The sequence below is a fragment of the Enterococcus sp. AZ048 genome (genome assembly GCF_051715125.1).
GTDB classification, from domain to species: domain Bacteria; phylum Bacillota; class Bacilli; order Lactobacillales; family Enterococcaceae; genus Enterococcus_A; species Enterococcus_A gilvus.
In genome coordinates, this window is the sequence record NZ_JBIOTD010000001.1 from 12,684 (window position 1) to 31,850 (window position 19,167).

General features: G+C 43.3%; 15 protein-coding genes. 12 read left to right on the forward strand and 3 right to left on the reverse strand.

Annotation, left to right across the window (positions count from 1 at the left end; all coding sequences use genetic code 11):
* Positions 1-83 precede the first annotated feature (83 nt).
* The 3 genes from dnaB (at position 84) to IGI66_RS00070 (ending at position 3,943) form a co-directional block, all read left to right on the forward strand.
* Positions 84-1,445, forward strand: a complete 1,362-nt coding sequence (gene dnaB / locus IGI66_RS00060; RefSeq protein ID WP_010782255.1) for a replicative DNA helicase — start codon at positions 84-86, stop codon at positions 1,443-1,445.
* A 264-nt stretch (positions 1,446-1,709) separates the two neighbouring features.
* On the forward strand, positions 1,710-3,002 hold the full coding sequence (locus IGI66_RS00065; protein WP_010782254.1) for an adenylosuccinate synthase: 1,293 nt from the start codon (positions 1,710-1,712) through the stop codon (positions 3,000-3,002).
* 74 nt (positions 3,003-3,076) lie between these two features.
* Positions 3,077-3,943: a DegV family protein gene (locus IGI66_RS00070; RefSeq protein ID WP_438846920.1), complete on the forward strand. Its 867-nt coding sequence runs from the start codon at positions 3,077-3,079 to the stop codon at positions 3,941-3,943.
* 84 nt (positions 3,944-4,027) lie between these two features.
* Here IGI66_RS00070 and IGI66_RS00075 read toward each other — a convergent pair whose 3' ends face one another.
* Positions 4,028-4,921 carry a LysR family transcriptional regulator gene (locus IGI66_RS00075; RefSeq protein ID WP_010782252.1) on the reverse strand — a complete coding sequence of 298 codons (894 nt, stop codon included), beginning with the start codon at positions 4,919-4,921 and terminating at the stop codon, positions 4,028-4,030.
* 122 nt (positions 4,922-5,043) lie between these two features.
* Between IGI66_RS00075 and IGI66_RS00080 the strand changes: the two genes are divergently transcribed.
* Together IGI66_RS00080 and IGI66_RS00085 are read left to right on the forward strand one after the other, a co-directional pair.
* Positions 5,044-6,684, forward strand: a complete 1,641-nt coding sequence (locus IGI66_RS00080; RefSeq protein WP_438846922.1) for a malolactic enzyme — start codon at positions 5,044-5,046, stop codon at positions 6,682-6,684.
* Positions 6,685-6,698: 14 nt separating this feature from the next.
* Complete coding sequence (locus IGI66_RS00085; RefSeq protein ID WP_010782250.1) at positions 6,699-7,664, forward strand: AEC family transporter; 966 nt, start codon at positions 6,699-6,701, stop codon at positions 7,662-7,664.
* A gap of 67 nt (positions 7,665-7,731) precedes the next feature.
* On the opposite strand, the gene IGI66_RS00090 is transcribed toward IGI66_RS00085, so the two are convergent.
* Positions 7,732-9,351 (reverse strand): ABC-F family ATP-binding cassette domain-containing protein, encoded by a 1,620-nt coding sequence (locus IGI66_RS00090; RefSeq protein WP_086305992.1) that lies wholly within the window; start codon positions 9,349-9,351, stop codon positions 7,732-7,734.
* 139 nt (positions 9,352-9,490) lie between these two features.
* Between IGI66_RS00090 and IGI66_RS00095 the strand changes: the two genes are divergently transcribed.
* On the forward strand, positions 9,491-9,868 hold the full coding sequence (locus IGI66_RS00095) for a PTS sugar transporter subunit IIA (RefSeq protein WP_240318362.1): 378 nt from the start codon (positions 9,491-9,493) through the stop codon (positions 9,866-9,868).
* A gap of 39 nt (positions 9,869-9,907) precedes the next feature.
* Here IGI66_RS00095 and spxB read toward each other — a convergent pair whose 3' ends face one another.
* Positions 9,908-11,629: a pyruvate oxidase gene (spxB, locus tag IGI66_RS00100; RefSeq protein WP_438846925.1), complete on the reverse strand. Its 1,722-nt coding sequence runs from the start codon at positions 11,627-11,629 to the stop codon at positions 9,908-9,910.
* 225 nt (positions 11,630-11,854) lie between these two features.
* Here spxB and IGI66_RS00105 point away from each other — a divergent pair, with 225 nt between their 5' ends.
* From IGI66_RS00105 to IGI66_RS00130, 6 genes are all read left to right on the forward strand, one after another.
* Positions 11,855-12,673 carry a ZIP family metal transporter gene (locus tag IGI66_RS00105; RefSeq protein ID WP_086305990.1) on the forward strand — a complete coding sequence of 273 codons (819 nt, stop codon included), beginning with the start codon at positions 11,855-11,857 and terminating at the stop codon, positions 12,671-12,673.
* A 234-nt stretch (positions 12,674-12,907) separates the two neighbouring features.
* Complete coding sequence (locus IGI66_RS00110) at positions 12,908-13,948, forward strand: zinc-binding dehydrogenase (protein ID WP_010782245.1); 1,041 nt, start codon at positions 12,908-12,910, stop codon at positions 13,946-13,948.
* Between the two features lie 30 nt (positions 13,949-13,978).
* Positions 13,979-14,491: a PTS sugar transporter subunit IIA gene (locus tag IGI66_RS00115; protein WP_288227284.1), complete on the forward strand. Its 513-nt coding sequence runs from the start codon at positions 13,979-13,981 to the stop codon at positions 14,489-14,491.
* Between the two features lie 21 nt (positions 14,492-14,512).
* Positions 14,513-14,809: a PTS sugar transporter subunit IIB gene (locus IGI66_RS00120; RefSeq protein ID WP_010782243.1), complete on the forward strand. Its 297-nt coding sequence runs from the start codon at positions 14,513-14,515 to the stop codon at positions 14,807-14,809.
* Between the two features lie 44 nt (positions 14,810-14,853).
* On the forward strand, positions 14,854-16,125 hold the full coding sequence (locus IGI66_RS00125; protein WP_010782242.1) for a PTS transporter subunit IIC: 1,272 nt from the start codon (positions 14,854-14,856) through the stop codon (positions 16,123-16,125).
* A gap of 116 nt (positions 16,126-16,241) precedes the next feature.
* Positions 16,242-19,130 carry a sigma 54-interacting transcriptional regulator gene (locus tag IGI66_RS00130; protein WP_438846928.1) on the forward strand — a complete coding sequence of 963 codons (2,889 nt, stop codon included), beginning with the start codon at positions 16,242-16,244 and terminating at the stop codon, positions 19,128-19,130.
* Positions 19,131-19,167: the final 37 nt, after the last annotated feature.

A 19,167-nucleotide genomic window follows, 5' to 3' on the forward strand; every position in this document is an offset into this window, starting at 1 on the left:
AGTAAGAGAATTCCTTATACTCTTTGTTGTATTTAGTGGATAGATTTTGTAAAATAGATGGACGAAGAGGAGCGTAAACAAACATGAGCGAAATGTTACAAGATCGTGTGCCGCCACAAAGTATTGAAGCCGAACAAGCGACGCTGGGCTCTATTTTTTTGGAGACAGATGCGTTGATTACGGCTATGGAGTACATAGTTCCAGAAGACTTTTACCGTCGCGGTCATCAATTGATTTTCCGTGCAATGATTCAACTAAACGACCGCAACGAAGCGATCGATGTAGTAACGGTGAAAGAATTACTAGAACAACAAAATCAGCTGGAAGATGCGGGTGGTTTAAGTTACTTATCTGAATTGGCTTTAAGCGTTCCAACGGCAGCCAATGTAGGCTATTATGCGAAGATCGTAGAAGAGAAATCTCTCTTGCGGAATTTGATTCAAACGGCTACGAATATCGTGACCGAGGGTTTCGAGCAAGGAGACGACGTACAAACGATTTTAGATGCTGCCGAACGGAATATCATGGAAGTATCAGAGCGACGCAATAAGAGCGGTTTTTTGACCATCAGTGAGGTGTTGAATACCGCGATTGAAAATATTGACCAATTAGCAAGAAACGATGAAGAAATTACCGGCCTGCCGACAGGCTATGCTGCGTTAGATAAAATGACTGCTGGATTACAGTCGGAGGAATTAATCATCTTAGCAGCGCGTCCGGCGGTTGGTAAAACAGCCTTTGCTCTGAATATTGCCCAAAATGTAGGCACGAAGACAGATAAAGCAGTTGCGATATTTAGTTTGGAAATGGGTGCAGAGTCACTTGTCAATCGGATGTTGTGTGCGGAAGGGTCTATTGAAGCGAGTCATCTGCGAACAGGACAATTATCAGAAGAAGAATGGCAAAACTTGATCGTTGCAATGGGGAGTCTATCTCGCGCCAATATCTTTATTGATGATACTCCCGGAATCAAAGTTTCTGAGATTCGAGCGAAGTGTCACAAGTTAGCCAAAGAAAAAGGAAACCTTGGCTTGATATTGATCGACTACCTACAATTGATCGAAGGAACAGGGCGTGAAAATCGACAACAAGAAGTATCCGAGATCTCACGTCAGTTGAAGAAGCTGGCAAAAGAGCTGAAAGTACCGATTATTGCCTTGTCTCAGCTTTCTCGTGGTGTTGAACAGCGTCAGGATAAGCGTCCGGTATTGAGTGACATCCGTGAATCAGGATCTATCGAGCAGGATGCGGATATCGTGGCTTTCTTGTATCGTGATGACTATTATGATCGTGAAGGCGAGGAAGACGAAGAATCTGCAGCAAATCGAAATGTGATCGAAGTAATCATTGAAAAGAATCGGAGCGGGGCTCGAGGGACTGTTGAGCTGCTCTTTATCAAGCAATACAATAAATTCTCTTCCTTATCGCCTAGAGAAGATTTTTAGCGCAAGTTTAAATCTTGCGCTTTTTTTGTTGGAAATTTCGCAGTCCAAACCGAAAGCGTGATCCCGTCTGCGCCTAACTCGAAGCAGGCGGTAAAAGAAGGGATATCCGAAATTTAAATCATTTTTACGAATATTGGAAAATAATGTTCGTGATTTCGCCTGTTTTTATAATCTTTATATTCTAATATTCGAATTTTCATTGAAGTATAGGCGTATTCTTGATACAATGATTCAGGATTAAATAAAATTAAATGAGGTGTTCAGATGTCATCTGTAGTAGTTGTAGGGACGCAGTGGGGCGATGAAGGTAAAGGAAAGATCACGGATTTTTTAAGTGAGAATGCAGAGGTCATTGCTCGTTACCAAGGTGGGGACAATGCCGGTCATACAATCAAATTTGACAATGAAACATATAAATTGCACTTGATTCCTTCTGGGATTTTCTATAAAGAAAAAACAAGTGTCATCGGAAATGGCGTAGTCGTTAATCCGAAATCATTAGTAACAGAATTGGCTTATTTACACGAACGTGGGATCACGACGGATAATCTGCGTATTTCGGATCGTGCGCATGTGATTTTGCCGTACCATATCAAATTGGATCAATTGCAAGAAGACGCAAAAGGTGAAAATAAAATCGGTACGACGATCAAAGGGATCGGACCCGCGTATATGGATAAAGCAGCGCGTGTAGGTATTCGTGTGGCTGATTTATTGGATAAAGAAATTTTCGAAGAACGTTTGAAAATCAATTTAGAAGAAAAGAATCGCCAGTTCGTTAAAATGTTTGACGATGAAGCGATGAGTTTTGATGATATTTTTGAAGAATATTACGAGTACGGACAACAAATCAAACAATATGTGACAGATACTTCCGTTATTCTAAACGATGCTTTGGATCAAGGAAAACGTGTATTGTTTGAAGGTGCCCAAGGTGTGATGCTGGATATTGATCAAGGGACGTACCCATTCGTGACCTCATCTAACCCAGTTGCTGGCGGCGTAACGATCGGCAGCGGTGTGGGACCTGCGAAGATTGATAAAGTTGTAGGTGTCTGCAAAGCCTATACGTCTCGTGTGGGTGACGGTCCTTTCCCAACCGAACTTTCTGATGAAGTGGGCGATCAAATTCGAGAAGTCGGTCGTGAATACGGAACAACAACAGGGCGTCCGCGTCGTGTTGGCTGGTTTGATTCTGTAGTGATGCGTCATTCAAAACGCGTTTCAGGGATCACGAATCTATCTTTGAACTCTATCGATGTATTGAGCGGTTTAGAAACGGTTAAAATTTGTACGGCATATGAGTTAGATGGCGAATTGATCTATCATTACCCAGCAAGCTTAAAAGAATTAAATCGCTGCAAACCTGTCTATGAAGAATTGCCTGGCTGGAGTGAAGATATCACTGGTTGTCGTGATTTAGCAGACTTACCAGAAAATGCGCGGAATTACGTTCGCCGTATCTCTGAACTTGTCGGTGTTCGCATCTCTACCTTCTCTGTAGGTCCCGATCGGACACAAACAAACATTCTGGAAAGTGTCTGGGCACAAATCTAACATATTGTGAGACAAGCAACCAATTATCGAGTAAAATAGATTTACTACTAAGTGGGTGTTTGGAGGATTTTAAAATGTATCAGATTCTGACAGATTCATGTTGCGATGTGCCTTATGAAATACTGGATGAGAACAATGTTGATTTTATTTCGATGTATGTTTCAATAGAGGGCAAGGAATTCGCTGATGACTTGGGTCGCAGTTTTAAAATCGATGATTTTTATCAACAAATCAAAGATGGCGCGATGCCAACAACATCACAAGTAAATGTTGGACGTTATGTAGAGTTTTTCCGCAGCTATGCAGAAAAAAATATCCCAATTTTGTATATTTGTTTCTCTTCAGGTATGAGCGGGTCCTATCAAAGCGCGATGCAAGCCGTTGCACTTTTAAAAGAGGAGTTGCCAGCGGCTGAAGTGTATGTCGTAGATTCCCTTGCTGCTAGCGGCGGTGAAGGACTAATGGTCTATGAAGCAGCAAAAAAACAGCAGGCAGGAATGCCTTTAACCGAACTGCATCAGTGGTTAGAAGAGAATAAATTAACGTATCATCACTGGGTAACGGTCGATGATTTGCATCATTTGCAACGGGGTGGGCGTATCTCTAAGACAAGTGCTGCGATCGGAGGATTGATGAATATCAAGCCGATCATTACCGTGGATGTTGCGGGCAAATTGCAAAATGTTGAAAAGGTACGAGGCCGTAAAAAAGCCTTGCAGCTAGTGGCTGACAAAATCGGCGAAGCGACAGCTGATCCAGCAAATCAAACGATTTTCATTACGACTAGTGGGGATCAAGAAGGTGCTGAGGAAGTGAAGCGTCATTTGGAAGAACGTATCCAACCAAAAGAAGTGCAGATTTTTCCTCTAGGAACGACAATCGCTAGTCATACAGGTCTAGGATGCATTGCTGTTTTTACACGAGGTGAAAAACGAAAGTAATAAACAAGAGGAAAGCTATTGGATTTTCTCAGATTGTAGATAAAAGGACGTCCCAAACTCGCAAATTGAGTTTGGGACGTCTTTTTATTCGCTATTTTGATGGCTGAAGTCGCGGATCAAGTCAATTAATTGTCCCCGTAGTGTTGAATTCAACACTTGCTCTCGTTGGACAAGCGAGATGATAAATGACGGCTGCGGCTGATCGGTGATAGGGATCATGACTAAATGATCGTCGGGTGAAATAGCTAATTCTGCTAAGAAACCAATGCCGATCTGTTCACGGATCATTCCTTTTAAAATGTTCAAATTACTATTTTGATAAATGATTTGAGGATCAAAATGCGCCTGTTGCGCCATTTTTTTGAAGGCAGTCGGGTGGACATAATGTTCATTCAGGAGAACAAAGGGTTCATCCTTTAGTTCTGAAAAGGCGACTTCTTTGCGTTGTGCCAAAGGGTGATTTGGACTAACGACGATCATAAATTTCTTTTCGATCAAAATCTCACTAGTCAAATCATCGTCACGAATCGGTTGGGTGGAGCCAAGTAAAGCGAGATCGATTTTTCCCCGACGTAAAAGACCATACAGGTCTCGAGAGCCGCCGTCCACCAGATGAATATGACTCATCAGGTTATTTTTAAACAGGTAAGAAGACAGCTTTGGAAAGTAGAAGTTTCCGATGATCGGCGGTAGGCCAAAATCCAAAGTTTCTTCTTTTAAGCGATCGATTTCAGTAACTGCGATCGTGACTTCTTTTAAAATGTTTGAGATATGGCGAGAAAGAATGAGCCCGGACTGCGTAATGATCAATTGTTTGTGGGATTGATCCCGATAAACCAATTCTGTGCCCAGCTCTTCTTCTAATCGTTTTACCGCATAGGTGATGGTAGGTTGACTAACGTGAAAGGCATTCGCCACTTTTGTAAAGTTCTTTTCACGGACTAAGCGTTGAAAATATTCTAGGTCTTTAAAGTTCATAACAATCTCCTTTTGTGAAAACAGCGTATCATATAAATAAAATTTATCCCAAGCTTTTGTTTTGACTATAGACTGTAAAAGCGTGTATCGTCCTAACTGTAATCAATAAGGAGGAGTACACCATGACAGGCATTGAAATTTTAAACAATCCATTTTTAAATAAAGGAACCGCATTTACCAAAGAAGAACGGAAGCAATACGGGTTGACTGGGATGCTGCCATCAAAGGTTCAGACATTAGACGAACAGGCAGAACAAACCTATGGTCAATACCAAAGCAAAACAACGAACTTGGAAAAGCGCCTATTCTTAATGGAAATCTTCAACACGAACCGGACGCTGTTTTATAAGTTGATGGGGCAGCACGTCGTTGAATTCATGCCGATCGTTTATGACCCAACGGTAGCGGATTCGATCGAACAGTACAATGAGTTGTTCGTTGAACCGCAAAATGCCGCATTTATCTCCATTGATGACCCAGAAAGCATCAAAGAGAGCTTGAAGAATGCTGCTGCTGGACGTGACATTCGTTTGATCGTTGTCACTGACGCAGAAGGAATTTTAGGAATCGGCGACTGGGGCGTGAATGGTGTCGATATCGCCATTGGTAAGCTGATGGTGTACACCGCAGCTGCGGGCATCAATCCTTCGCAAGTATTACCTGTCTCGATCGATGCCGGTACGAACAATCAAGAATTATTGAATGATCCATTATATTTAGGAAATAAACATGAACGTGTGTATGGTGACACGTACTACGAAGTGATCGATCAATTCGTAGCAGCCGTCGAAGAACTGTTTCCAGAAGTCTTGTTGCACTGGGAAGACTTTGGTCGTTCCAATGCAGCCACGATTTTAGAGAAATATCAAGACAAAATCACTACGTTCAATGACGATATTCAAGGAACCGGGATCGTTGTTCTAGCAGGTGTCTTAGGTGCTTTAAACATTTCTCAAGAAGAGTTGACCAAACAAACGGTGATGACTTTTGGTGCGGGTACTGCAGGCGTTGGAATCGCGAACCAATTGATGGATGAAATGAAACGTCAAGGGTTATCAGAAGAAGAAGCACGGAAACACTTCTATATGGTAGATAAACAAGGGGTGCTTTTTGAAGATACGGAAGAGCTGACAGAAGGACAAAAAGCATTTGTTCGTCAACGCAGTGAATTTTCAAACGCGGAGGAATTAACCAATCTTACAGCGGCGGTCAAAGCGATCCACCCAACAATTATCATTGGGACATCTACTCAACCAGGTGCCTTTACAGAAGAAATTGTACGAGAAATCGCGGCGAATACCGATCGTCCTATTATTTTCCCATTGTCTAACCCGACGAAATTAGCAGAAGCAACTGCGGAAGACTTGATAAAATGGACCGATGGAAAAGCCTTGATCGGAACTGGGATTCCGGCTGATGATGTGAAATACAATGGTGTGACGTACCAAATCGGTCAAGCAAATAATGCGCTGATGTATCCAGGCTTAGGACTTGGGATCATTGCTTCTACTGCGACACGCGTAAATGGTGAGATGCTCTCACAAGCCAGCCACGCATTAGGCGGGATCGTTGATACGAGCAAACCAGGTGCAGCCGTATTGCCGCCTGTGTCTAAATTAACTGAATTTTCTCAAACGATCGCTGAAGTCGTAGTGAAAAGCGTCGTTGATCAAAAATTGAATAAAGAAGAAATCAAAGACATCAAACAAGCCGTAGAAGATATGAAATGGTATCCAGAATACCAACCGCTTGATGTTGATTAAGAGGAGGAAAAAAGATGATTTTCTTTCAATCGATTCAAAGTGTATTAAGCATCATTCTTATGATTGCTTTAGGCTATATATTAAAAAGGCAAGGCTGGTTTGATGAAAGCTTTGGTAAAAGTATTTCATCTTTGATCACACGCGTGGCGTTGCCAGCTTCGATCTTTGTATCTGTGTTAAAGAACTTAACGAAAGAAAGCTTGTTCCAATTATCGGGTAGTTTGATCTATCCGGTTGGAGCAGTGATTATTTCTTATATTTTGGCCTATGCTTTGGTCAAAATATTGAAGATCCGTCCAGGGCGTCGCGGGATATTTATGAATGCGGTCGTCAACGCAAACACGATCTTCATCGGCTTGCCATTGAACATTGCTTTGTTCGGTGAAAAAGCGTTGCCTTACTTCTTGGTATATTACGTGACGAACACCGTCTCCACTTGGGCATTTGGAGTATTCTTGATTTCAAACGATGACCCAACGAAGGTCAAGGGCGAAAACAAAGCCAAATTAAACTGGAAGAAATTATTGCCGCCACCTTTACTAGGATTTATTGTAGCGATCGTCTTCTTATTAATTGGCATCCCTGTGCCAGGATTCATCAATGCCACCCTTGGGTATGTCGGAAGCATCGTAACCCCGCTGTCCCTGCTTTATATTGGTATCGTTTTGTATGATGCGGGATTGAAGAGTATTCGATTCGACCGGGATACGGTTGTTGCTCTATTAGGACGGTTCGTTTTAGCACCGGCTGTGTTGATTGCCTTGATTGCGATCGGCTCAAATTTCTTCGGTGCAAACTTAGCGCCATTATTGAAACAAACATTGGTCGTACAATCTGCGACTCCAATGCTGGCAGTATTGCCGATCTTAGCAAATGAAGCTCACGGCGACGTTAAATATGCCACCAACTTAGTTACAACAAGTACGATCTTATTCGTAGTCGTTGTGCCGATCTTGATGGAATTAGTTCAATTTATCTAAGCTGTCAGAAGAAGCAAAAAGCATCCGCGAAAGTTTCGCGGATGCTTTTTTGGTGTCTGGATTTTTCTTAGTACAATTGGCTCAATTGTTTTTGGACTTCTGGATTTTCTAAGAATTCATCGTACGTCGTTTCTGCACGGTCAACGACCCCGTTTTCAGAAATCGCAATGATACGATTGGCGATCGTTTGAATGAATTGATGGTCATGAGAGGCGAATAAAAGCGAGCCTTTATACGCAATCAACCCATCATTCAATGCAGAGATAGATTCCAAATCTAAGTGATTGGTTGGATCATCTAAGACTAAGACGTTTGATTTAGAGAGCATCAGTTTTGAAAGCATGCAGCGAACTTTTTCGCCCCCGGATAAAACATTCACGGGCTTCATCACTTCATCTCCAGAAAACAGCATCCGACCTAAGAAGCTGCGCAGGAAGGTGTTGTCGTCTTCTTCTTTGCTGGCATATTGACGCAACCAATCAAGAATCGGCATCGCACTGTCAAATTCTTTTGTCGTGTCTTTCGGCAAGTAGGCTTGGCTGGTCGTTACACCCCAGCGCACAGACCCTGTGTCGGGTGTAAGATCCCCCATGATGACTTTAAATAGCGTAGTAGTTATTAAGTCATTCTCAGCGACAAAGGCCACTTTATCGTCACGATTCAACGTGAAAGAGATGTTGTCTAGAATTTTTTTGCCATCGATCGTTACACTGACATTATCGACTTGCAATAAGTCATTCCCGATTTCTCGTTCAGGTTTGAATTGTACGAATGGGTAACGACGTGACGAAGGCTGAATGTCGTCTAATGTGATCTTGTCCAACATTTTCTTCCGTGAAGTCGCTTGCTTAGACTTGGATGCATTGGCACTGAATCGTGCGATAAAGTCTTGCAATTCCTTGATTTGTTCTTCTTTTTTCGCATTTTGCTGCGACTGTAATTTTGTTGCTAATTGGCTTGATTCCAACCAAAAGTCGTAGTTTCCGACATATAATTTGATCTTGCCGAAATCTAGGTCCGCCATGTGTGTACATACTTTGTTCAAGAAGTGACGGTCATGGGAGACAACGATCACGGTATTATCAAAGTTGATCAGGAATTCTTCCAACCAGTTGATGGATTGGATATCCAGCCCATTCGTCGGTTCATCTAGTAATAGAACATCTGGTTTGCCGAAAAGTGATTGTGCTAGCAAGACTTTTACTTTTTGGCCAGCCGTTAATTCGCTCATTTTTAATTGATGCAAGTCTTCAGGGATGTTCAATCCTTGCAGTAGGACAGCTGCTTCTGGCTCTGCTTCCCAGCCGTCCAGTTCAGCGAATTCCCCTTCCAGTTCTGCTGCACGAATACCGTCTTCATCAGAAAAATCTTCCTTCATATAAACGGCGTCTTTTTCCTGCATGACTTGGTATAAGCGTTCGTGGCCCATGATGACTGTTTCAAGAACCGTGTACTCTTCAAAGTCAAAATGATTTTGCTTTAACACAGCCATTCGTTCATTGGGTCCTAAAGTAATAGAGCCGGTAGAAGGCTGGATATCGCCTGCTAAAATCTTAAGAAAGGTTGATTTGCCGGCACCATTGGCTCCGATCAACCCGTAGCAATTGCCGGGAGTGAATTTAATATTTACGTCGTCAAATAATTTACGGTCAGGAAACTGTAAACTAACGTCATTTACTGTAATCAATGATTTTCCTCGCTTTATCAGTATTGGCGCAAGGCCTCTTTGCATTATATCGGGGAACATCTGAAGTTTCAAGTCAACCGTTAAGAATTTACTTGGGATTTAAAATAGGATAGACTTGGCAATGAAGGGATGTGTCAGTATGATCGGGATAATTATCGCGACCCACGACCATTTAGCGGACAGCCTGTTAAAAACGGCTGAATCTATTTTGGGCGAACAACAGGGTGTGAAGACGATGAATATAGAACCGGGCGCCACTGGTCTGCAAGAGAAGATCGAGGCGTTTGCCAAAACGTTCTTGGATGAAGTGGATGAGCTCGTTTGGCTTGTAGATATGTTCGGCGGCACGCCATTTCGTTACGCCAGCTATTGTGTGATCAATGATTCGCGGCAGTATTTGGTGACAGGAGTCAACTTGCCGATGGTCTTGCAGGCGTTGGTGAATCAAGAGTTACCGGCAGATGAATTGACGAAGCAATTGGAAATAGAAGCAAAACAAACGATTCGTAGAATGTAAAAAAGGATGTGCCAAAATTTTTGGCACATCCTTTTTGCTTTATTTCAAGAGTTCACGCAAGGTTGGCATGTCGTGAACGTGATATTTTTCTTTGAAAGCCGTGATTTGCTCTGGGGAGAATTTTTCGGGTTCTAATTCTAGAGCTTCGACTGGCAATGGACGTTCGTCTTTGATCTTGATATCGATCACGACGGGACGCTTGCTTGCTTTGGCCGCTGTGAATGCAGGCTCTAGTTGGCTGTACTCAGTGATCGTAAAGCCATCTGCGCCCATTGCTTCACCGACTTTCCCGAAATCAGCACCTTCTAGGAAGACACCAAATTTTTGCTGCTCTGTATCTTCTTGCTCGGCTTCAATGAAGCCAAAGGCATTGTTTGAAAAGACTACGTTGATGATCGGCAGCTCATATTTTACTTGAGTGATGATGTCTTGCATTTGCATCGCAAATCCGCCGTCACCGCTGAAGGTAAAGACTTGTTTGTCTGGATAGGTCAATTGAGCGGCGATTCCTCCTGGAACCCCATTTCCCATTGTAGCAAACCAGCCAGAGGTCGTGTATTGTTGTTCGCCGTTCATTTCCAAGTGACGGATCGTATTCACCGTGACATTCCCCACATCACTAACGAAGACCGCATCCTCTTCGGCGATGCGATTGATTTCTTTAAAAACAGGCTCTGCGCGTAATGGGGTAGAGTCGTCATCATAGAAGCTCTTGCGCCAAGCGTGCCAGTTGCGGATATTTTCTTGATTTGCTTTGAACCAGTCATCTGCTGGACGTGCTTCGCCAAGTTCTACCCAGCGGCGAAGGGCCGTCGCACCGTCACCTAAAACAGAATAATCCACATTGTGGCGACGACCGAACTTAGAAGCATCGATGTCGACTTGGATAAACTTCGCTTCTGGGTTGAAGAAGTAGCGGCCAAATGGGAAATCACTGCCGACAAAGACGATCAAATCGGCATCCGCCAACGCTTCATTGGCCGGTTTGGTTGCCACACGTGCCGCAAAACCTAAAAAGTTTTCATATAAATCTGGGACGATCCCTTTTGCTAAAACAGCCGCTGCGACCGGCATTGAAAAATGTTCAGAGAAGGCTTTGATGGAATCAAAGCCGCCGCGCACGCCTTGTCCGATGTAAAGAACAGGCTGTTTTGCTGCTTCGATCACTGGCAATGCGGCCTTCAAGTCTTCCTCATCAGGAAGGATGACACCTGTTTTATGATTTTTCGCAGTGGCAACTTTTGTGTCTTCGATGTCTTCAAACCCGTAGTCTACAGGAATCGTGACAACAGCCACACCTTTATTTTTGTAAGCGGCTTTGATTGCTTCATCAATGACATGAGGCAAGCTTTCCGGCGTCATAACGGTCCGGTTATAGACACTGACATCGGCGAACATGGGGTTTTCATTTAATTCTTGGAAAGCATCATAGTTCATAGAAGTAGAGGCAACCTGTCCTAACAGAGCCAAAACTGGGACATGATCCATTTGCGCGTCATACAAGCCATTGATCAAGTGACTAGCACCTGGTCCCGCAGAACCGAAGACGGCACCGACTTTCCCTGTTAACTTAGCATCTGCTGCTGCGGCAAGAGCACCCGCTTCTTCATGACGTACTTGGATATACTTAACCGTTTCGCGTTCGTGATAAAGAGCGTCCATTGTTGAGTTGAATGATCCACCGGGAATTCCATAAATATGATCAATTTCCCAAGCTTCTAAAACATTGACCATAGCAACGCCTGCGTTGATTTTTGACATTTTATTCACTCGCTTTCTTTTCGTAAGTTTCCTACCCGGAAAGTATAACGCGTCTTGAAAAAACCGGCAAAGAATGTGTCTCCGAAAGACGTTTACAGGGTTGCCTAAAACATGATATGGTTAATGGGAATAAACGTTTTCATGGCGAGGCAGTAAATAGATGTTTCTGCTTGCTGTAGGAATGTGAGATCAGGCAACAACGAGGAATCAAATGAGGAGGCCGTTATGATTGAGTGGCTATTAAGCTTAGATGCTTGGCAACAGGCATTAGTAGGGACATTGTTCACGTGGGGAATGACCGCATTGGGAGCAGCGCTGGTGTTCTTCTTTAAAAATATTAATCGGAATGTATTAAATTTGATGCTGGGCTTTGCTTCTGGCGTGATGATCGCAGCGAGTTTCTGGTCGCTGCTAGATCCGGCTATCGTGGCCGCAGAAGAGAATGGATCGATCCCCTGGTTAGTCGTTAGTCTAGGGTTTGGCTTGGGCGGTTTGTTCTTATATCTCGCGGATAAAACGATTCCCCATATGCATTTTGGGCCAAACAAAGAAAAAGAAGGGTTGCCGAGTCATTTAAAACGGACGATCTTGCTCGTGTTTTCCATCACTCTGCACAATATTCCAGAAGGTTTAGCTGTGGGGGTTGCTTTCGGAGCCGCAAGCGAGGCAGCTAATCCAACAGCCGCTGTTCTAGCAGCGATCTCCGTCTCATTAGGGATCGGGATTCAAAACTTTCCAGAAGGCGCGGCCGTATCTATTCCTTTGAGGCAGGAAGGCTTGAGCCGCACACGGTCTTTCCTTTATGGGCAAGCATCCGGTCTTGTAGAGCCGATCGCGGCGGTGATCGGGGCGCTTTTAGTAACAAGTGTCGAGCCGTTATTACCTTATGCGTTATCCTTTGCGGCGGGGGCGATGATCTATGTTGTCGTAGAGGAGCTGATTCCTGAAGCACAGGCAACGACGGATAGTAAACATCATTATGGTGTATTCGGTGCAATGTCAGGGTTCATAATCATGATGATTTTAGATGTAGCGCTAGGCTGATTAACCAATAGTTTCTTAAAGTCATGGAGAATTTTCTCTGTGGCTTTTTTTGCGTCGCAAGAATGAACAAACAAAAATGAAGTCTTTTGTTTGTTCATTCTTGCCAAGATAGAAAGCAAAAAATTACTAAAAATCATTGGTAACGCTTTCTTCGTTGCGGACAAACGCTTTATTGCATACTTTTGGCATAGTTCTTGCTAGGTAATAAAGTGAAGAATAAAAAGGAGTGATCAAATGAAAGCAGAAGTGTTATACGGACCGGATGACGTTCGATATGAGGATGTCGAAGAACCTTCGTGTCCGTCCGATGGCATCAAAGTGAAAGTGATCGGTTGTGGAATTTGCGGTTCTGATTTACGGACATACGGTGGAGGGTCCAAAAATTCGATTTTACCTGCGATCTCGGGGCATGAGATTGTAGCGGAGGTTATTGAAAGCCAGTATGATCGCTTTCCGGAAGGGACCAGGCTTTCTATTGCGCCTGTAATTGTCTGCGGAGAGTGTTGGTATTGTAAAAATGGCATTCAAAATTTATGCGACAACATTCGAATGATCGGAACAGCAGAAGGGATCGCCGGCGGTTTTGCAGAATACATCGCATTTCCAAAAGAAATTATTGATCATGGCTGTTTTAATGCTATTCCTAAAGATATCGATCCTATTGATACGGTAATTGCTGAGACGGCCTCGTCGGTTTTATGCGCGCAGATCAACACAAACATCGTGATGGATGATTTGGTTGTGGTCATTGGCGCTGGAACAATCGGTTGTTTACACAGTGAAATCGCGAAGATACGCGGCGTCAAAGAGGTCGTGATTGTAGAAATGAATAGTGACAAGGCGGAGCTTGCTAGGAGTCAAGGATTTGATAATGTTCTCAACATGAGCAGTTCAGATCCTAAATTAAAAGAACTTGTTTTAGAAAAAACAGATGGAAAGGGAGCGGACGTTGTTATCAGTGCCTGTCCAGCAGGGCAAGCACAAGCAGATGCGGTGGATCTGGCACGCAAACGGGGGAAAGTCATATTGTTTGGCGGGATTCATCCATCTAGTGCAAAGCTGTTAGATACAAATGCGATTCATTACAAGGAGATCATGGTATATGGAGCCTCTGCTTATTCGCCGGAGATCAATCGGAAGGCGCTTAATCTAGTATTGAACAAGCAATTGGATTCCAAAAAATTTATTACGCACAACTATGAATTGAAAGACTTGGCCCAAGGATTTGCGGACATGCGTGCTGGAAAAATGATCAAAGGAGTCATCATTCCATAGTCAAAAGCTGTTTTTCAGGTAAAAAAGGAGGTGTACGGTTTGGATAAAACAACTACTGAAAATCAGATCTTTAGTAAAAATGACATTCACGCATTGATTTCTGAGGAAACAGATCGGGATCAATTGATTCATTTGCTGGCTGCTGAGATGGCTAAATATGGGATGGTCGAGCCTTGTTATGGAGCTTCTGTACTGGAAAGGGAAAAAGAGTTTCCGACAGGTGTTCCGACGATGCCCGTACCGATTGCTATTCCCCACAGTGAACGTTCACAGGTATATAAACCAGGTATTGGTGTGGCCGTTCTGCGAAACAGTGTGAAGTTCTCAAGTATGGAAGATCCAACGTGTTTATTAGATGTCCGAGTCGTCTTTATGCTGGCGGCTAGTCTGAATGATGAACATTTGCATATGATCAAAGATGTGATGGAGATCATTCAAGATTCAGAGGTGGTCAATGCATTATTGGCTGCGGAAACAACAAAAGAAATTGAAGCGATCATGCACCAAGAATTTGCAAAACGTGAACAAAAAAGAGGCTGGTAATCAAAGAAAGGGGTTTTAAAAATGGCTGAAGAAAAAATCGTAGTAGTGGTGTGCGGGGCAGGGTTTGCGACATCGACGGCAGGAGAAAATGAAGTAAAAAAATTGGCAAAGGAATTAGGCATCAAAGTTAAATTAAACAAACGGCGGGCGACAGAATTAAAAACTGTGTTAAGTACGATGAAACCAGATATGTATCTATTGATGACACCGGTATCCACGGAGTTGAATGCACCTAAAGTCAATGGCGTTCCTTTTATTTCAGGAATTGGAAAAGAAGAAGCGTTAGAAGAAATGCGTCAAATTCTTAAAGCTGAGTAAATGGGTGGAAAATGAAAAAGAATCGTTAGAATGGAGGGAACTTGATGTTTGATGTAATCAATCAGGGATTTCAATGGTTTACAGGGCTTGGTAGTAACGGGATTCTTTGTGTGGCACTTTTAATCATCGGTCTTGTTTTAGGGCTAAAAGTTGGTGACGCAATTCGTTCGGCATTAACAGCGACAGTTGGTTTTATTGGTCTAAATTTAATTGTAGATATGTTGATCGCACAGATGTCGCCTGCAACAATGGCGATGGTTGAGCGGATGCATTGGAATCTTGACGTAGTAGACATTGGTTGGGGCTTGATGGGAATGGCTTGGGGACAACCAGCGTCTGGAATGGTGATCATTGCTTTGATTGCCACGAATATTGCTTTAATTTTCTTGAATTTTACGAAGACGTTGGATGTGGATTTTTGGAATTATTGGTCATTTGCCGCCAGTGCTGCACTTATTTATGGAGCAACTCAAAATGCGGTATTCGCCGTTGCAGCTGCGTGTATCTATATGGCCGTATCCTTGAAATGGGCAGATATCGTAGCACCTAAATACCAAGAGTTTTATGGAATCCCAGGCTGTTCCTGGCCGACGGGTGCGATCATTGCTCCTGCAATGATTGGTATTCCAGTCGTGAAGCTGCTTCAAAAAATTCCGGTGATCAAAGATATCAAAGCGGATCCGGAAACAATGGAACGTCGAATGGGAATATTTGGCGAACCCATCGTGATCGGGGCAGTTTTGGGGATGCTGATCGGTATTGTCGCAGGATATGATGTACGAAAAATTATGCTGCTTGGTTTTAATATGGCTGCTGTGATGATTCTTTTGCCTCGAATGATCCAGATCATGATGGAAGGCTTGATATCCATTTCTGATCAGGCAAAAATCTTTACTGGGAAATACATGAAGGGCCGCGAGGTATGGATCGGAATCGATGCTTCTACGATCATGGGGAATCCCGCAACGATGTCTTCTATTTTGATCATGACACCCGTTGTGACATTCATGTCGATTATTCCAGGCAACCGAATGCTTGCGACAGCTTCATTAGTGGCGGTTCCGTGGTTCATTATCGGGATAACTGCTTATGCGAAGGAAAATATTTTACACATTTGTTTAGCAGCAATGGTGGTTTTCGCGATTTACTTTTGGTGTGCGACAGCAATGGCAGGTGCACATACAGAGATTGCGAAGATCGTTGGTTCTGAGCTTCCAGAGGGCACGTCGTTAATCAGTAGTTTATCTGAGGGAGGGAACCCAATCACCTTCATAATGTATAAGATCCTAGACCTCTTAGGCTTCGTGAAGTTCTAAATTTGTAAGGTTTGTATGCAAATAGAACTTTATTCAGCAGGGTACTTCATAGTACGATGAAATAAATCACGACGCTTATTTTATCGTTGTTGAAATCTGTTTAAGGAGGAGAAAAGATGAAATCATCGGGATGGACACATCTGCTTCGTTTGGTAGAGGCAGAAGACCCTAAAAATCCATTGACAGATCAAGAACTTGCTGAATTATTGAGAACTTCTCGAAGCAAAGTAACATCCATGCGGAAAAGTGCGGGGATAGATAATTCCAGAGAACGCCGTGAAGCGGTTTTATTAAAAGATATCCAGTTAATTTTGAAAGCGGATTCTAAAATCAGCATGACGCAGCTGACGAAAGAGTTGACTCAAAAGGGGTATCGCATCACGTTGAACAGTACGATCCATTTTATGGATCAAAAAGGCTTGAGCGCAGCTACGAAAAAGCCTGCTGTTCAAGAAGTGAAAAAGGATGCTTTCTCTGGGATCATCGGTTCGCAGCGGAGTTTGAGCATGCAGGTAGAGCAATCAAAAGCAGCAGCGATGTATCCGCCAATCGGATTACATACCTTGATCGTGGGTGAAACAGGGGTAGGAAAAAGCATCTTAGCAGAAGCCATGTACAAGTTTATGGTGAATAACAAAAGAGACGAAACGATTCCTTTTGTGGAGTTGAACTGTGCAGATTACGCAGAAAATCCACAATTACTGACAGCACAGTTATTTGGTTACAAAAAGGGCGCTTTTACAGGTGCAGAATCCAATCGAGAAGGACTGATCGATCAGGCCAATCAAGGCATTCTATTCCTTGATGAAGTTCATCGGATGCCGCCAGATGGGCAAGAGATGTTGTTCCAATTAATCGATAAAGGGGTCTATCGTCGTCTGGGAGATCGTGATTTGAGAAAAGCACAGGTCATGATCATCGCAGCAACGACGGAGGATGTAGAGACGAGTCTATTAGATACCTTCCGGCGCCGTATTCCTATGGTGATCACGGTACCCCCTTTGTCGTCTCGAGGAGTAGATGAAAAATACGACATCATTACGACCTTCTTCCGCCAAGAGTCCATTCGGGTGAAACGGGAGATCCTCATTAAAGCAGAGGCCGTCAGAAGTTTGCTGCTTTTGCAGTACCCAGGAAATATCGGTGAACTTCGGAGCAAGATCCAAGTAGCGTGTGCAAAAGGATATCTCGCTTGTATGCACCAATCCGACAGCGGTTCGCAGATTTTGATCGATAATGAGACGTTGGTGCTCCATACTTTGCCAGAAAATCAGGAATTGTCGCCGGAGCTGAAACATTTCTCGGCAAACGATTTGATTGTTTATCCAACAGATAGGGTCTCTGTACCAACACAGCCAATCAATGATCCATACGAGTTTTCCGAAGGCTTGTATCGAATCATTGATACGGAATATGTGAAACTGCAAGGCAATTATTTGACGGAAAAAGAGATCGATTCAACTATTTGGAAGTTGATCGAAAAGAAAATATCCCGCTACATCACGACGATTCAGAATGGGAAGCAAGTGCAGCAGTTAAAAGACAATATTCAGACGATCGTCGAACAAGATCTGGTACAAATGGCGGAAGAGATGTTAACGATTGCGAAAAAAGAATTAGGTGAATTGGATCAGACGCTGCTCTTTTGTTTAGCGACGCATTTTAATGCATCGATCAAACGGATACGCAGTGGGGAAGGTATCTTGAATCCGAATTTGGCGAATGTCAAAAAGCATTACCCAAAGCAATTTAGAGTGGCCAATCAAATGGCTGAGCTTGCCCCTAAATATATCGGAATCCCGCTGCCGGATGAAGAAATTGGATTTATTGCAATGTATTTGTCCGCGACGACGGATGCAAAAGTCAACGTTGGGAAAAATATTGGCACGATCGTTGTCACTCATGGAAAAGTTGCCGCTGAAATGGTCGCTGTCGCCAATGAACTGATGGGAAGCTCACACTTAGCCGCATTGTGTATCAGCTTAGATGAGAGTCCTCGATTTATTTATAGCCGTTTGTTAGAGATGGTGAAGCAAAACAATCAAGGACGAGGTGTGTTGATTCTCGTTGATATGGGTTCCCCGGAGACTTTTGGGGATCAGATCGCAGAGGAATTAGGGATCAATGTTCGAACAGTGACACGCGTCGATACGTTGATGGTATTAGATGCCATTCGCAAAACACAGTTGATCGAGATGAACTTGGATGAAGTGGCCGATTCGCTGGTTGAACAGAAGAAGAGTGTTGTCTTGGGAAAAAGAAACAACACGCTTAAAGCAGAGGCATTTATCTGCTTTTGCTTAACCGGACGAGGTTGTGCCCGATATCTTTTTGAACACTTGGAAAACGATGTGTTGGAGCTATCGCCGAAAGTGAAGTTTGTTTTTTTAAGCTTGTTGAGCGAACAGACGATGGAAGAACAAATCAAAGAAACGGCACAACAATACAACATTATCGGCATTGCGGGCGCCTTCAATGTCTCGACAGCGGATATCCCTCTCATAATGATGAATGATATCCAGAAGAAAGCAGCCGTCCGCCAATTTTTAGCACAGGTAAAGGAACGTCAACACCAGTTGAATGTGGCATCTCCGCAATTATTCCAGCCGGAGTTGGTTTTTTTGCAAGAAGAGGTAGCGACGAAAGAAGAAGCAATTGCCTTTTTATGTCAAAAACTACAGGCATCAGGAGCTGTTGAAGGTCATTTTCTTCAGACCGTTATGGACCGAGAAGCGATGGTCCCGACTGTTTTAGAAACGGGAGCAGCTATTCCTCATGGGTACTTCTCAGAGGTAAAATACGCAAAAATCGCTGTTTTGATTCCTAAGCAGCCGATTCCTTGGGGCAATGGACGTGAGGCAAAAGTTGTCTTGATGCTGGCTTTTACGGAAGCAACAAGTCATCTATTCGGCAACATTTACAATATCATTGCCAATCACCAACTCGTTGATCAAATTGCAGCAAGTAACGAAAGAGACCAAGTCATAGAATACTTGAACAGTTAGTAGAAGACGGTTTCGTTTCGGAGCCGTCTTTGATCTA

Excerpts from the sequence above, each read along its gene's own strand:
- dnaB (WP_010782255.1), top strand. The coding sequence starts at position 84 with ATGAGCGAAATGTTACAAGATCGTGTGCCGCCACAAAGTATTGAAGCC.
- IGI66_RS00065 (WP_010782254.1), top strand. The coding sequence starts at position 1,710 with ATGTCATCTGTAGTAGTTGTAGGGACGCAGTGGGGCGATGAAGGTAAA.
- IGI66_RS00070 (WP_438846920.1), top strand. The coding sequence starts at position 3,077 with ATGTATCAGATTCTGACAGATTCATGTTGCGATGTGCCTTATGAAATA.
- IGI66_RS00075 (WP_010782252.1), bottom strand. The coding sequence starts at position 4,921 with ATGAACTTTAAAGACCTAGAATATTTTCAACGCTTAGTCCGTGAAAAG.
- IGI66_RS00080 (WP_438846922.1), top strand. The coding sequence starts at position 5,044 with ATGACAGGCATTGAAATTTTAAACAATCCATTTTTAAATAAAGGAACC.
- IGI66_RS00085 (WP_010782250.1), top strand. The coding sequence starts at position 6,699 with ATGATTTTCTTTCAATCGATTCAAAGTGTATTAAGCATCATTCTTATG.
- IGI66_RS00095 (WP_240318362.1), top strand. The coding sequence starts at position 9,491 with ATGATCGGGATAATTATCGCGACCCACGACCATTTAGCGGACAGCCTG.
- spxB (WP_438846925.1), bottom strand. The coding sequence starts at position 11,629 with ATGTCAAAAATCAACGCAGGCGTTGCTATGGTCAATGTTTTAGAAGCT.
- IGI66_RS00105 (WP_086305990.1), top strand. The coding sequence starts at position 11,855 with ATGATTGAGTGGCTATTAAGCTTAGATGCTTGGCAACAGGCATTAGTA.
- IGI66_RS00110 (WP_010782245.1), top strand. The coding sequence starts at position 12,908 with ATGAAAGCAGAAGTGTTATACGGACCGGATGACGTTCGATATGAGGAT.
- IGI66_RS00120 (WP_010782243.1), top strand. The coding sequence starts at position 14,513 with ATGGCTGAAGAAAAAATCGTAGTAGTGGTGTGCGGGGCAGGGTTTGCG.
- IGI66_RS00125 (WP_010782242.1), top strand. The coding sequence starts at position 14,854 with ATGTTTGATGTAATCAATCAGGGATTTCAATGGTTTACAGGGCTTGGT.
- IGI66_RS00130 (WP_438846928.1), top strand. The coding sequence starts at position 16,242 with ATGAAATCATCGGGATGGACACATCTGCTTCGTTTGGTAGAGGCAGAA.